This is a genomic window from Chitinophaga sp. 10T418 (assembly GCF_056394125.1).
Genome location: NZ_JBFTHG010000013.1, coordinates 69,922 through 84,803, shown reverse-complemented (window position 1 = coordinate 84,803; position 14,882 = coordinate 69,922). Strand labels below are relative to the sequence as shown.

Genomic DNA, 14,882 nt, shown 5'->3' with positions numbered 1-14,882 from the left:
CGTAAATTGAAATAACTGTACCTAACCTGACTTACGCCAACGGATCATGAATAAACAAGCCAACAAAAAAGGTATCGCAGCATTGTTGCTGGTAGCCGCTTTAATACTGGTATTGCTCATTTCCGGTATTCCCTCTGCCCATAAGGCAAATAAAAAGAATTGTGTACCCACCAGTGGTATTGTACAGGAAGTGAAAAATGGTCCTCCCGGTATCATGGTTCACTTGAAAAATGATCCAAAAATTTACTACATCTCCCGTAAATCCAATACGGGCATCACCTTAAATGCACTGGAACAACAATTACGTGGTAAAAAAATACAACTCTACACCTCATCCGACTGGTCTCCCCTGGACCCGTTTTCCAGTATGAAACAAATTCATCGCCTTCAAATAGCCGATACCGTTATATACGCCGAATTCTAGGCCCAATCTTTGTGCGGATGCAGCACAGATGGAAGCCGGAGTCCCTTCCATCCCCATTAAACAGTAATTTTACCATATGCATCTCAACAAACACTTGTCCTGCCTCGCATTGGCAGTATTACTAGTATCGTGTGATCTGAAAAACAAAAGCAAATACGATAACGAAGAAGAAACCACCACTACCAGGAACAGCACCAAGAAAAGTAACACCCCCAAAATAGCAGGTGCCGTTGCACCTATCATCAGCGAAAGAATCAGCGGAGGCGCCACGATATACAATAATCCCGATGGCGAACCAATGGTATCGCTACTGGACTATATCCCCCTGCGCTGTGCCCCTGTAAAAAAAGACTGGTACCCCGTAAGTGTGGATTTTGATATTACAAAGGAAGAATTCAGCAAACCACTGTTCACAAAAGGCCGCAAAATAAAAGTAAACGGCGTGACCGCCGGCGTATTACAGCGGGATATGAAATTACCCGTATCTACCAATGGCGAAAAAATGTGGGCTACCATTAATGGCTACACGGAAAAGAAAAATATCCGGAATGGCTCTATTATAGAAACCGCGCTCACCAGCTACCTGAAACAACATGCCGGCCGCAGTACAGATGATATGCAGCCTTTCATCCGCAATTTTAAACTGGAAGAAGAAACAGCACTTAAACCTTATACACTGTATTTCAACTATGAAAGCGGCATAGATGACCCCAGCCCATTGTATCGCCTGGCCCTTGTTTTCCAGGGCAAACAACTTATAGGCGTACTACACTCCCGCCCACTGCAACTGGATGGCAGTACCGCCCGCCGCCTGCAACGCGGCTTTACCGTAAACTATCTCAATGGCATTGATAAAATGCTGAAGGAAGATTTCGCAGGAAAGTTTAACAAGTTCATTCTCTCTGTCGATTAAGCTCATAACTTTTAGTTATCAGCTATCACTTATCACCATTTGACTTCGGTACTGCAGATGCGGACCTTTGTGTTTCATTACAAATGTTCGTGTATGCAACAACAGAAGATCGCAGGCGCCTGGTTAGCCGACAACACGGCCAAAATAATATTCCTCACCGCAGCAGCCATTACGTTGCTGCCAATCGTACAACCGCCGGTAGCACTGCTCCTGGGCTTAGCCCTGGCACAAACTACCGGTAATCCATTCCCGGTGGCCACCCCACGCATCACCCACTGGCTGCTGCAGCTCTCCATTATCGGAATGGGATTTGGCATGAACGTACACAGCGCATTGAAAGCAGGCAGAGAAGGTTTGGTGTTTACCACCACCGCCATTGCTGCCACACTGATCACCGGGGCTATTTTAGGGAAACTGCTGGGCGTTGATAAAAAAACAGCCCACCTGATTTCCTGTGGTACCGCCATCTGCGGCGGTAGCGCCATCGCGGCTATCGCACCGGTGATGAAAGCCGGAGAAAAACAAATCTCCGTTGCACTGGGCATCATCTTTTTACTCAATGCCCTGGCACTATTTATATTCCCGGCAGTAGGTCACCTGCTGAATTTGTCCCAGCAACAATTTGGATTGTGGTGCGCCATCGCTATTCACGATACCAGCTCCGTTATAGGCGCTGCCAACAAATACGGTGAAGAAGCCCTGCAAATAGCCACCACCGTAAAACTATCACGCGCCCTCTGGATTATTCCTGTAGCATTTATCACCACCCTGCTTTTCAAAACAGCTGGCGGCAAAATAAAAATCCCCTGGTTCATTGCCATTTTTGTAATCGCTATGCTACTCAATACCTGGGTGCCATTCGTACAACAAACAGGGCCATTTATGGTGCAAAGCGCCAAAACAGGTTTATCACTCACCCTGTTCCTGATAGGTACCAATCTCAGCAGAGAATCATTACGGGGTATTGGGCGTAAGCCTTTACTGCAAGGGGTGTTATTATGGGTATTTATCAGCACTGCCACGCTGATAGCCATTTGCTCCCTGGTGTAACCTACCGGGGAAAATCCCATGATAATCTAATTCTCATTTTTACATATATTTGATTATAGTTCAAGAGACGCAACCGAAATAACCAGGTAACCAGATCCAATAACAAATATGACTACACGTAATTCATGAGCCGGTCTCCCGCCACCAAATCGGGCACCTATATGGCTGCATTCCGTGCCATTGAGAGTACCAAACCGGAAAAAGAACGATTGCTTCATGATCCGTTCGCCGCTGTATTTCTGTCAAAATTCTACCAGCTTTTACTGGCCTGTTGCAGTATTTCGCTGTTCCGCAATATCATCACCGCAGGTATACAATTTCGCTGGCCAGGTACTTTCACCGCCGCAGTAGCCAGAACAAAATTAATTGACGACATGATCCTGGATGCGGTCAGAAATGAAGGTGTGAACCAGGTCATTATTCTGCATGCCACATATGATACCAGAGCACATCGCTTAAAGGTAGGCTTACCACTGCATTATGTTGAAATGGACCATCCCGATCTTCAACATCGCAAACGTACCATGCTGGCCTCATTGAAAGGATTACCCAATGTACCGGTAGATTACGTGCAACTGAATATGAACACCCAACAGATTTCAGAAGTCATTCCTCAACTATTCTATCGCCAGCATTATAAAACATTATTTCTCTGGGAAGGGCTCACCTCCACTATGGAAGCCAAACAAGGAGAAGCGATCTTCCATCATATCAGAAAATTCAGCCCCGGCACACAAGCCATCTTTACCTATGTAGAAAAAGCAGTGCTGGAAAATCCGAAAGCATTTCATGGTTTTGAAAAGGTAAACCGGTTACTCCGTCGTGCCGGTGAAGACTGGGATTTCGGTATGTGTCCGGCTGAACTCCATGCCTATCTTGATGCGCACGATATGAAAGTCCGTTATGATGGTGGCGCTACAGACTACCGCGCACAATACTTCGGAGAGAAGAGTAAGCAAATGAAAGGCTACGAATATTTCAGGGTAATAAGAGTAGAAGTGAAATAGCAGGCGTATCTTCGGTAAATCATTTTTTACCAATCCGCATATGCATATTCACTACTTTCAACATGTGCCTTTTGAAGGATTAAGCTGCATTGCTGACTGGGCGGCTAAAAGAAACCATACCATCACTCATACCCCCTGGTACGAAAATACAGACGCCACTGCACTGGCCAACGCTGAATGGCTCATTATCATGGGAGGTCCTATGGGTGTATATGAACAGGATCAGTATGCCTGGATGTCCAGCGAAATAGCCCTCATCCTGGAGGCTATTCAGCAAAATAAAAAAGTACTCGGTATATGCCTGGGGGCACAATTGGTAGCTACTGCACTTGGAGCTAACGTATATCCACATACGCAAACTGAAATCGGCTGGTATCCGCTGGATCTCAGCTTCCAGGATAAGGCCGCACCACTACAGGCTGTACTGCCAGCCCATTTCAATACTTTTCATTTCCATGGTGATACCTTCGATGTTCCTGCCGGCGCTACCCGCTTTGCTGCCTCCGCAGCCTGCAGCCACCAGGCATTCATTTACGGTGACCGTGTAATAGGCTTACAATTTCATATGGAACTCACCCGGGAAAGTTTGCAGGAGATGCTGACTTTTGGTGCTGCTACTATCGCTGCCGGTGGTTCCTTTATTCAAAGTGAAGAAAAAATACATCAGCACGAAAACCTGCTGACACAAAATAATGATATCATGTATCGCCTGCTGGATTATATGGCGGCGCTATAAAAAACTGATTGTATGAATGCTGCGTTTGATGTGCTGATTATAGGTGGAGGCCCCATTGGTCTCGCCTGCGCACTGGAAGCCAAGAGAGCCGGACTTAACTATATTATCATAGAAAAAGGCTGTGTAACAAATTCTCTCTATAATTACCCTTTGTACATGACTTTCTTTTCTACTTCAGAAAGACTGGAAATCGGGAATGTACCTTTTGTATCCATCAATCCCAAGCCTACCAGGCCGGAAGCACTGGAATACTATCGTAGAGTAGCTACTTCTCATCACCTGAATATAAGGTTGTTTGAAGAAGTGGAACAGGTAACACCTAACGCCGGCGAATATACGATTACCACCAGCAAAGCTACTTATCATGCCCGGCACGTAGTGATCGCTACCGGCTTTTATGATATCCCCAATCTGATGCAGATCCCCGGTGAAAATTTACCTAAAGTCACCCATTACTACAAAGACCCTCACTTTTATGCCACACAGGATGTGGTGGTGATAGGTGCGGCTAATTCTGCTGTGGATGCCGCACTGGAAACGTATCGCAAAGGCGCCCGTGTAACCATGGTGATAAAGCAGTCCGGCATCGGTTCCCGGGTAAAATACTGGGTAAAACCGGATATTGAAAACCGTATTAAAGAAGGATCTATCAAAGCATATTTTTATTCCTCCTTACAGGCTATCCGGGAACGCGAAGTTGATATTGTAACTCCCGATGGCACAATTACCATTCCGAATGATTTTGTGATTGCAATGACCGGCTATCAGCCGAACTTCCACTTGCTCCAAAAAGCAGGTATTGCTTTATCTGACGACAACATAAAAATGCCGGCATACAATCCTATCACCATGGAAACAAATATGCCCCGCATTTACCTTGCTGGTGTGGTTTGTGGTGGTATGAACACACATGTGTGGTTCATTGAAAATTCAAGAGAGCATGCAGGAAAAATTATCGCGCACATTAAGGGGAATGCATAAGGCATAAAGCGGAAAGCAACAAGCTATTGAGGCGATTGATTAAAGCGAGTAATTATTTTACTATTCACTTTAATCAATCGCCTCAATAGCTTTTTGCTTTAAGCTTTCAGCATATATTCACTTCTCTCTCCAGCAACACCCCGAATTTCTCTTCCACACTATCCAGTACCTGCTGAGATAAATCATATATTTCGTTGCCTTTGGCATGGCCGTAATTCACCAGTACCAGGGCCTGTTTTGCGTGTACACCGGCATCGCCCTTACGATAACCTTTCCAGCCACATTGCTCTATCAGCCAGCCTGCCGCCAGTTTGAACTGTTCATCAGCTACAGGATACGCCACCAGTTGTGGGAAGGCAGCATGCAACGCGGTATACTGTTCTTTGCTGATAGTAGGGTTTTTAAAGAAGCTGCCGGCATTACCAATCTTTGCAGGATCGGGTAATTTGGAAGACCGGATATTAATCACCGCCTGGCTGATAGCCTGTATAGAAAGATCGGATACATTCATCCGTTGTAGTTCTTCATTGATAGCACCGTAGCTGGTATTGAAATGCGGCTGTTTACTTAAACGATAAGTAACGGATAAGATGGCAAACTGCTGCCGGTATTCCTTTTTGAAAACACTTTCCCGGTAACCGAAATGGCAATCTGCATTATTGAAGGTAACGATGCTCCTGTCTTTCAGGTGTAAAGCTTCCAGCTCATGAAACACGTCTTTTATTTCCACACCATAGGCGCCAATGTTCTGCATGGGACTGGCTCCTACATTGCCGGGTATCAGCGACAGATTTTCCAGGCCAGCCAGATTCAGTCCGATACAATGCTGTACAAACTGATGCCAGTTTTCCCCTGCTCCTGCTTTCACATATACGTAGTCGTTATCTTCTTTCACTACGGAAATTCCTTTTATTTCATTTTTCAGCAGCCAGCCGTTAAAGTCCTGTGTAAACAGGATATTACTCCCGCCACCCAGGATCATTTGAGGCAACTGTTGTTGTTCGGTAACTTCCAGCAGTTCTTCTACAGTCGAAAAAGACGCGAAATAACGCGCAACAGCGTCGATGCCAAAAGTATTATATGATTTGAGCAGAACATTTTCTGATACCTGCATAATAACCTAAATTTATGGTCAGCAAAGATAACCGCAAATCACTTAGAAATTTCTACATCTCATAATCCATTTTCATGAATAAGACTGCGATTGTCATAGGCGCAACAGGACTAACAGGAACACATCTTGTGGCAGCGCTGCTGCAGGATCCTGCCTTCAGCAAAGTGAAAATACTGATCCGGCAGCCATGGGCGCACGCCAGGCCCCGGTTGGAAAGTGTTATCGTAGATTTCGATGATACAGAAAAACTGGCATCTGCACTACAGGGCGATGTTCTTTTTTGCTGTATCGGCACTACCATTAAAAAAGCCGGCAGCCAGGAGAAATTCAGGGAAGTAGACTATGGCATTCCTGTAAAATGTGCCCGGATAGCGCATGAACAAGGCGTATCGCAATTTGCGCTCATGTCGTCCATTGGCGCCGATCCGCACGCCCGCAACTTTTATTTACGTACCAAAGGCGAAACAGAAGAAGCCGTTCAATCCCTTGGCTTCCGGGGCGTATATATTTTCAGGCCTTCCATATTGATTGGCTCCCGGAAAGAATTCAGGTTAGGCGAATGGATAGGAAAATATCTTATCCAGCTCTTTTATTTTTTATTACAGGGGAGATGGAAAAAATACCGGGGTATTAAAGCAGCAACCGTTGCCAATGCCATGATAGCCGCTACAAAGCACGCTGATACCGGTGTCAGTATCTTTGAATCTGACGCCATTCAAAGCATGGGCGCTTCATGATAATCCGAAAATTCAGTCTTATCTTTAGCGCGTATGAAAAAATGGGTCCTTCTTCTGGCTGTTGCAGGTATTGCAATGCTTCCCTGTTCTATACGGGCACAGGTAAACAGTTATTTCCCTGAAATATGGAAAGAAAAGCCGCAGCTGCATACGGTCACTTCCACAGATCATCCTTATACGATTCTCGATTACCGTCTGGTAAGAGATTTCAATGTGAGCAAGCAGGATAAAGCCAACAACTGGTCGCACTACAAAACGATTTATAAAAACGTAAAAGTCAATACACAAGCCGCTGCCGACAGTTTGACCCAACTGATCATGACGATAGAGATCAACGAAGCGCTGCGCGGGATGCGCCTGCGGATGCTCGCTCCCAACGGAGATGCCACCGATCTCAATGATAAGATCAGGATGATTGTACTGAATGATAACCGCAAGGCCCTTGTAGTCAACAACCTCGTACTACAGCCAGGCGCAGAACTGGAATATGAACTGAGCCTGAAAGTAGCATACGATTATGCAAGCTCGGAATATCTGCAATCACCAATTCCCAGCAACCATGTAAGCTTTACCCTGGTGGCTCCTAAAGAGCTGGAATTCCGGTTTAAAACCAGTTCCGGCGTACCTCCCCTCAGCGACAGTATAGCCGGTAATACCCGCTATTATCAGCTGAATATGCAAAATGTACCGGAGCTTAAAAACAGCGACCTGTATTATTACCTTCCACAGCTCATGCGTATTGACTTTGCGCTACATGAGGCGATAGAAGGAAAAGATACTACCCGCATCCGCTGGCAACAATTCGGCGAAGAAGGTTATGTTCCCCTGGTAGCCGTATCCAAAGCGGAATACAGACAACTGGAAAAAGAACTGCAGAAATGGCCGTTCACGAAACAACGGATGCCTGCCACACAGATGATCTACCTGGTAGAACAATTTGTAAAAACAAATTTTGAACTCACCCCACCATCTGAAACCGGCGAAACAATGGATCTTATTTCCATTGTCCGTACCAGGCGCGCAGAAAAGATAGGCATGGCCCGCCTGTTGAATGCCGTCTATTACATGCTGAATATCCCCACACAAGTGCTGTTCACTTCTTCCCGTGATAGCCTGTTGCTGGACAGTCAGCTGGTCAACAGACAACTGGCCAAAAATATATTACTGTATTTCCCTACGGCACAGCAGGCGCTGGCGCCAACGGAGATGGATACACGCTTTCCCTGCTATCCGGCATTATGGGCTGGCATACCTGCCCTGCGCTGCCGCGATACCCTCATAGGTCAGGAAAGCAAAGTACTGACGGACTTCATCACTACCCCGGTAACACCTTATACCGTTAGTAATATTTCCATAGATGCCACCCTCAAATCAATCACAGATCCAGCCTGGGAGGTGAAGCAATCTTTTGGCGGCTATCCGGGAGCGAATATTAAATCTGCCTTTGGTATCACCGGCAAAACCACGGAAGGAAAGTTCAAAATATACAATGCCCTCTTACCTTTTGAACCAGGCGTGAGAAAACCAACTGCAGTAGCAACAGAAAACGAGGTATTCAATAACCGCACGCTGGATAAACCGGTGTTGCTGAACAGCACACTGAATACACCATCTCTCGTGGAAAATAAAAATACAGAAATAAATATCCATATTGGTCAACTGCTGGGGGGCACCTTGTCTGCAGATATACCATTGCCAACAGGTACGTTACCCATACAGATGTCCTTTCCTTATTACCAGGAAAAAAGGATCAACATACCCATTCCGGCGGGATATAAAGTAGCTAATAAAGGTGATTTTTCGGCAGATATCAGCGATAAAGGATCACAACCGGCATTGGGCTATAAAATGCGCTGCGAACAGGAAGGCAACGTGCTACATATCTTTATCGTAGAGTGGTACCGGCAAATGGACTTTTACGGGGAAAATAAAAACATATTCGGGCAAATGCTGAGCAACATCCGCAAGGTGCAACAACAGGACCTGGTACTGGTAAAAGAATAGCTTCCTATACACCATCCACATCCGGTATAATCACCACAGAGCGGAACTTTTTCTCCATTTTCAATTGTATAATAAACTCCTGCAGTACCTGTTTGATATGCGCTATCATTCTGGCTTCACGGGGCAATTTAATCAGCATCTCCTGCAGATAGTTATTGCGTACCCTGGCCACCAACGGGGCGGCGGGCCCCACCAGTTGCGTAGCAATATGCGGTTGTAACCAGCTTGCAAGAATCAATGCAGCCTGTTCTGCTACCTGCTGATTTTTATGACGGATGGTTAACTTCAGTAACCGGAAAAACGGTGGATAACTAAACACTTGTCTTTCTTCAATTTCAGCAGCATACATGGCTTTATAATCATGTGCCATTACATAGTGCAATACCGGATGCCGCGTGTTGCTGGCCTGTATTAATACCTTACCCATACCATGTTTACGACCGGCGCGGCCACTCACCTGCTCCATCAGCTGAAACGCCCTTTCATTTACCCGGAAGTCAGGAAAGCCCAGTAAGTTGTCGGCGCTCAGGATACCTACCAGGTTCACGTTTTCAAAATCAAGTCCCTTCACCACCATCTGGGTACCTACCAGTATATCAATACTGCGTTCTTCCAGCAGTTGAATGAGTTTATTATGACTATCCTTGTTCCGGATGGAATCCACGTCCATACGGGCGATACGGGCTTCCGGAAAAATCTGCTGGAGGTCGTCTTCAATTTTTTCCGTACCAAAACTTTTAGGTTCCAGCGTTTGTGAGCCACAGGCTACACAGGTATGCACATACGGATAACGGGTACCACAATAGTGACAGGTAAGCTTATCCTGGTTGCGGTGATAGGTCAGCGATACATCGCATTGTTTACAATGTGGGATAGTACCACAGGTGGTACATAACAGGAAAGGAGCATATCCACGGCGGTTCTGGAACAGGATCACCTGTTTACCATCTGCCAGGCTTTGCCCAATGGCATTCTTCAACGATTCCGTGAAGTTGCCGTCCATGGTCTTTTCCGCCATTTCCTTTTTGATATCTACTATTTCAATAGCAGGCATCTCTACTCCACCGAAACGTTCATTCAGTTCTACCAATCCGTATTTTCCCTGTTGTGCATTATAATACGATTCCAGGGAAGGCGTAGCGGAACCCAGCAGCACCTTGGCTTTGAACAAGGCCGCGTAATAGATGGCCGCATCTCTTGCATGATAGCGGGGAGCAGGGTCCTGCTGTTTGTAGGAAGAATCATGTTCTTCATCAAGTATGATGAGGCCCAGATCTTTAAACGGCAGCAACAGGCTGGAACGTGCGCCCAGTATAATTTGTATCTCCCCTGTTTTTACCTTGTTCCATATTTCTACCCGCTCATTGTTGTTAAAACGGGAATGATAGATACCTATGCTGCTGCCAAAATGTTTCTGCAGCCGGCGTATGATTTGTGCAGTCAGTCCTATCTCGGGCAGCAGGTACAACACCTGTTTTCCGTTGGCCAGACAGTCTTCCATCATCTTCACATATACCTGCGTTTTACCACTGGAAGTTACGCCATGCAACAGGGTTACCTGCTTATCTTTAAAATGGGTACGTACTTCGGCGAGAGCCGTTTCCTGTGCAGGGCTCAGGTCAAAATCGATCTGCGTATCTACCTTACCCGTGGGAATACGATCAACGGTGCGCTTCTCTACCCAAAGAATATTTTTATCTACCAGTCCTTTCAGTTGTGCAGTAGTGGCACCGGACTTTTTCAGTAATTCGTTTTGTAATACACTGCCTTGTGTTTTCAGTAAATGAAGGTAGGCCAGCAGCAGTTCCATTTGTTTGGGTGCGCGTCCCATATCATTGAACAGTGCCGCCAGTTGTTCTTCTTCCTGGTACTCAGCGTGCAGTTGCACATAGTTTTCTTTCTTCTCTCTATATACTTCTTTTAACTCCTCATAAACCAGCAATACTTTTTTCTCTATCAGTTTTTTGATGACAGAATACACTTCTGATTTATCCAGGATCATCTGTACTTCTTCAATACGCAGCTCTTTGCGGATGTGCAGCGCTTCTGCAATGAGATATTCATCATCATCCAACGCCGTAAAATCATCGCCGTAGGCATCGTTAAAAAGCAGGAGTGTTTCGCTGGAAAGCTTGAGGTGAGCGGGAAGTGCGGCATTCAGCACCTCTCCTTCTGTGCACATATAATAAGAGGCTACCCAGGTCCAGAAAGCTAACTGTGTAGGATATACGACCGGATCGGCATCCAGCATATCCAGCAGGGGTTTGGTTTTATAGGGAGGCGCCTGCTCATGTATTGTTTTCACAATCCCTGCATACTTCTTCTGTTTACCCAACTGTACTGCTACACGGCTACCGACTTTGAGGGCGGATTCCATATTTTCAGGAACAGCGTATGTATAGTTTCTGGGTAAAGCCAACGGCAATATTACATCTGCGTATTTCATCCTATCGGCTGCAGGGTTGGATATTTATGATACTTGCGTAATTCGGTGTCCATTACATCAAACACCTGTTGTTTGAGGGTATTGATATCTTCCATTGTCATTCCTTTTACAGGGATGGCAGGCAGGAATACTACGCGGCATTTGCCCGGGCTGATATGCATGGGGCCTTTATGCGGCAGGCGGTGGCCTGCATCCAGGTACAGCACCGGTTTAATAGGCATCTGTAATTCAATGGCCATACGGAAAGCACCGTTATGGAAAGGACGCAGGGGCTGATCGCTTTCATTCGTTGTTCCTTCCGGAAATACGAGTATAGAAATACCAGCTTTCAATGCGGTCATCATTTCACGTACACTTCTGGCCCGCGCAGCCGCATTGGAGCGATCTACCGGTACTACAGAATTTTTATAGATAAATCCGAAGAAAGGAATTTTAGACATTTCCACTTTACCTAAAGGGCGGAAAGGCAGACGCATCACTTTTACCGCAATGGCTGCATCCAGGTACGAGCGGTGGTTCACCACATAAATGCAGGGATCATTGTCGCGTTCACATTCGTATTTACGGGTTACCCACATGCCTACCAATGGAAACCAGGTATGCGCCCAAAAGCGCAGAAAATAAAATATAATGTTTCCACCCTTTTGCCTGCCCAGTAAAGAGGCCAGGAAAATAGGCGGCAATATTAAAAACATAATACCAAGAAAGGTGGCAGCGGCGTATATCACATAAATAACACGCAACGGTTTCAATAGAAAATTCATAAACGCCTCTCAATTATAGCGGAAAACTACGACAAAATAGGGAAAGGATAAAGTGGAAAGCAAAAGCTATTAAAGCGGATCACCAAAGCGGATAAGCAGTATGTAAAGTGAACACCCCTCAGGGATTCGCCTTCATAGCTTTTGCTTTCCGCTTTATGCCTTCTGCTCAATCGCAATTGCAGCTCCAGTCTTTGTCGAGATCTATGCAGGTGATTACTTTAGCGTTTCCTGTATCGCAGGGGGCAAAGACAACCCGCAGGTGCTGTCCTTCACTGGAATATCCTTCCAGTGCATAAGTAGGGCATGGATGGTCACCGGGATTGGATTTCTCGGCGTTTATTTCACCCGATGCGAGAATTTCCTCCACTTCCGTCTTAGTCACCTGACGGCAACCCATCCGACAAATGGCATGCTTTGTATATTCCAGGTGGGCATGACGGTTAATGGCTTCTCCGGCAATAGGTGGATTATTAACAGGTCCCCTGGCAATTACCGGTCTGCTGCCGGGAGCAGGAGGTGTAACCGAGTTCTTCCACCATTTCTGCTGCCATCCGGCCAGCAGTAATAGCGATAAGAGTAAAACGGGGAGATATTTTTGTATAGACTTCATAATGACAACAGAACGCGGCGCAAAATAGTCAAAATTCCTTACCTAACTATGACATAAAAAGTTCCTACCTTTGCCTCCCTTTATGGAACAGGTAAAAACAGTAGCATTTCATACACTCGGCTGTAAGCTGAATTTTTCAGAAACCTCCACTTTGAGCAGGTTGCTGGAACAGGATGGGTTTGTAAAAACGGAATTTGATAATACAGCAGATGTATATGTTATCAACACCTGTTCGGTAACAGACAATGCTGATAAGGAATGCCGTATGCTGGTACGCCGTATACAGCGCCGCGCACCAGGCAGCATGGTAGTCATTACCGGTTGCTATGCACAGCTGAAACCGGAAGAAATTGCCTCCATAGAAGGCGTAGACCTGGTATTAGGTGCTGCAGAAAAATTCAATATCGCCGAACACCTCAAAACCCTCACCAAAGGAGACAGCACTAAAATCTGTTCCTGCGACATTGAGGATGTCAATAGTTTTCATGCCTCCTATTCCCTGAACGACCGGACCCGTACTTTCCTGAAAGTACAGGATGGCTGTGACTATACCTGCGCTTTCTGCACCATTCCTATGGCCAGAGGTAAAAGCCGCAGTGATAGTGTTGCCAATGTGGTAGAACATGCCCATACACTGGCAGCTACCGGTGTAAAAGAAATTGTGCTCACTGGTGTAAACCTGGGCGATTTTGGAAAAGGATTTGAAGGTGGTAAGAAAAGAGAAGAATCGTTTTTTGAACTGGCACAGGCATTAGATCAGGTAGAAGGTATTTCCCGCTACCGCATCTCCTCTATTGAACCTAATTTGCTGACCAATGAAATCATCGAATTTGTGGCAAACAGCCGTAAGTTCATGCCTCATTTTCATATTCCGTTGCAGAGCGGCAGCAATGATATACTCGGCCTGATGCGCCGCCGTTACCGCCGTGAATTGTACGCAGAAAAAGTAGCACTGATCAAACAATTCATGCCACACTGTGCCATCGGCGTAGACGTGATCGTAGGATTCCCCTCCGAAAGTGATGCACACTTCCGGGAAACTTACGACTTCCTGAATGAACTGGATGTATCTTATCTCCACGTATTCACCTACTCTGAACGTGCTAATACGCATGCCCTCGAAATAAAACCAGTAGTGCCTGTTCACATACGTAATGAACGCAACAAAATGCTGCGTAATCTCAGTCATAAAAAACAACAGTTCTTCAATGAACAACATCTTGGTCAAACAAGAAAGGTATTGTTTGAATCACTGGGAAAAGACGGTATGATGGAAGGTTACACGGATAATTACGTAAAAGTAACAACGCCTTTCCGTCAGGAATGGCATAATCAAATCATAGACTGGGAACTGAGATAGCTTTTAGCCATTAGCTTTTAGCTTTTAGAAAAAATGCAGCGGAGACAAACATATAGACTATGTTCTCCGCTGCATTTTTTCTAAAAGCTAAAAGCTAATGGCTAAAAGCTGGCTCGCTATTTCGGGAATCCCGGATCTGCTTTTACTTCTTCCAACTGTTGTGTATGCCTGTTGGTATGTGCGGCATCCAGTAATAATAGCTGATACGCATCAATAGGGCCTAACACCGGGTGATCCATTACATGATTGCGCAGGTCATCTTTGGTGTTGGTAACGTATTCAATGAGTTTATTCCTGGATTCAGTAAAGTTTTTAATGGCTTCCGCGTCGGAAGAGTAGCCGTGTTTCGGCACCCCAAACTCCGGTGCTTTTACCTTGTGGCTGCGGTCTTCCACACCTTTGATAATCTGCTCATCGGAGGCTTTGATATCTTTTCTTCTTTCAGGATTGGCAGGTTGTTGCACCAGGTGCTGCTCCCCTTCCATGATCGCTTTTTCAATGAGTGTGACGTGTTCTACACATTCAATCACTGACCAGCGATCAGGGGCAGTTTTGTATTCCAGCTGCGCATCTGTGAGTCCCTGAACATCTTTCAGGAGATTGTCCCTGGTTTCTTGTAGTTGGGTAAGAAGTAGCGTTTTATCGTCCTTTACTGTTTTCACAGCAGGACCCGGAGCTATAAAGCCGGAGAACGTTGCAACAGACAGCAACAGCCATAGTTTTTTCATCGTGGATA

14 protein-coding genes are annotated in these 14,882 nt (G+C 45.7%); 9 read left to right on the top strand and 5 right to left on the bottom strand.

The window, feature by feature from the left end; translation table 11 throughout:
- The first annotated feature begins 46 nt into the window (after positions 1-46).
- The 6 genes from AC1DCV_RS29465 to AC1DCV_RS29440 all read left to right on the top strand — a co-directional run bounded on the left by AC1DCV_RS29465 (position 47) and on the right by AC1DCV_RS29440 (position 5,111).
- Positions 47-424 carry a hypothetical protein gene (locus AC1DCV_RS29465; RefSeq protein WP_477026530.1) on the top strand — a complete coding sequence of 126 codons (378 nt, stop codon included), beginning with the start codon at positions 47-49 and terminating at the stop codon, positions 422-424.
- Between the two features lie 76 nt (positions 425-500).
- Positions 501-1,337 carry a hypothetical protein gene (locus AC1DCV_RS29460; protein ID WP_477026529.1) on the top strand — a complete coding sequence of 279 codons (837 nt, stop codon included), beginning with the start codon at positions 501-503 and terminating at the stop codon, positions 1,335-1,337.
- A 93-nt stretch (positions 1,338-1,430) separates the two neighbouring features.
- Positions 1,431-2,387, top strand: coding sequence for a YeiH family protein (locus AC1DCV_RS29455; RefSeq protein WP_477026528.1), 957 nt, complete (start codon positions 1,431-1,433; stop codon positions 2,385-2,387).
- 125 nt (positions 2,388-2,512) lie between these two features.
- On the top strand, positions 2,513-3,394 hold the full coding sequence (locus AC1DCV_RS29450) for a class I SAM-dependent methyltransferase (protein WP_477026527.1): 882 nt from the start codon (positions 2,513-2,515) through the stop codon (positions 3,392-3,394).
- 40 nt (positions 3,395-3,434) lie between these two features.
- Positions 3,435-4,130: a type 1 glutamine amidotransferase gene (locus tag AC1DCV_RS29445; protein WP_477026526.1), complete on the top strand. Its 696-nt coding sequence runs from the start codon at positions 3,435-3,437 to the stop codon at positions 4,128-4,130.
- Positions 4,131-4,142: 12 nt separating this feature from the next.
- Positions 4,143-5,111 carry a YpdA family putative bacillithiol disulfide reductase gene (locus AC1DCV_RS29440; protein WP_477026525.1) on the top strand — a complete coding sequence of 323 codons (969 nt, stop codon included), beginning with the start codon at positions 4,143-4,145 and terminating at the stop codon, positions 5,109-5,111.
- Positions 5,112-5,217: 106 nt separating this feature from the next.
- Here AC1DCV_RS29440 and murB read toward each other — a convergent pair whose 3' ends face one another.
- On the bottom strand, positions 5,218-6,225 hold the full coding sequence (murB, locus tag AC1DCV_RS29435; protein WP_477026524.1) for a UDP-N-acetylmuramate dehydrogenase: 1,008 nt from the start codon (positions 6,223-6,225) through the stop codon (positions 5,218-5,220).
- A gap of 74 nt (positions 6,226-6,299) precedes the next feature.
- On the opposite strand from murB, the gene AC1DCV_RS29430 reads away from it, so the two are divergent.
- Both AC1DCV_RS29430 and AC1DCV_RS29425 read left to right on the top strand, forming a co-directional pair.
- Positions 6,300-6,962 (top strand): oxidoreductase, encoded by a 663-nt coding sequence (locus tag AC1DCV_RS29430; protein ID WP_477026523.1) that lies wholly within the window; start codon positions 6,300-6,302, stop codon positions 6,960-6,962.
- A 33-nt stretch (positions 6,963-6,995) separates the two neighbouring features.
- Positions 6,996-8,966, top strand: coding sequence for a DUF3857 domain-containing protein (locus tag AC1DCV_RS29425; RefSeq protein WP_477026522.1), 1,971 nt, complete (start codon positions 6,996-6,998; stop codon positions 8,964-8,966).
- Positions 8,967-8,970: 4 nt separating this feature from the next.
- Here the strand turns inward: AC1DCV_RS29425 and priA are convergent, their stop codons facing one another.
- The 3 genes from priA to AC1DCV_RS29410 form a co-directional block, all read right to left on the bottom strand.
- On the bottom strand, positions 8,971-11,412 hold the full coding sequence (priA, locus tag AC1DCV_RS29420) for a replication restart helicase PriA (RefSeq protein WP_477026521.1): 2,442 nt from the start codon (positions 11,410-11,412) through the stop codon (positions 8,971-8,973).
- Positions 11,409-12,176, bottom strand: coding sequence for a lysophospholipid acyltransferase family protein (locus tag AC1DCV_RS29415; RefSeq protein ID WP_441577396.1), 768 nt, complete (start codon positions 12,174-12,176; stop codon positions 11,409-11,411). The genes priA and AC1DCV_RS29415 overlap by 4 nt, the downstream gene beginning before the upstream one ends.
- A 166-nt stretch (positions 12,177-12,342) precedes the next feature.
- A complete protein-coding gene (locus AC1DCV_RS29410) occupies positions 12,343-12,786 on the bottom strand; it encodes a DUF4258 domain-containing protein (protein ID WP_477026520.1) in 444 nt (147 codons plus the stop codon).
- Between the two features lie 70 nt (positions 12,787-12,856).
- Here AC1DCV_RS29410 and mtaB point away from each other — a divergent pair, with 70 nt between their 5' ends.
- Complete coding sequence (mtaB, locus tag AC1DCV_RS29405) at positions 12,857-14,146, top strand: tRNA (N(6)-L-threonylcarbamoyladenosine(37)-C(2))-methylthiotransferase MtaB (RefSeq protein ID WP_477026519.1); 1,290 nt, start codon at positions 12,857-12,859, stop codon at positions 14,144-14,146.
- Positions 14,147-14,262: 116 nt separating this feature from the next.
- Here mtaB and AC1DCV_RS29400 read toward each other — a convergent pair whose 3' ends face one another.
- Entirely contained in the window at positions 14,263-14,874 is a 612-nt protein-coding gene (locus AC1DCV_RS29400; protein ID WP_477026518.1) for a DinB family protein, read from the bottom strand.
- Positions 14,875-14,882: the final 8 nt, after the last annotated feature.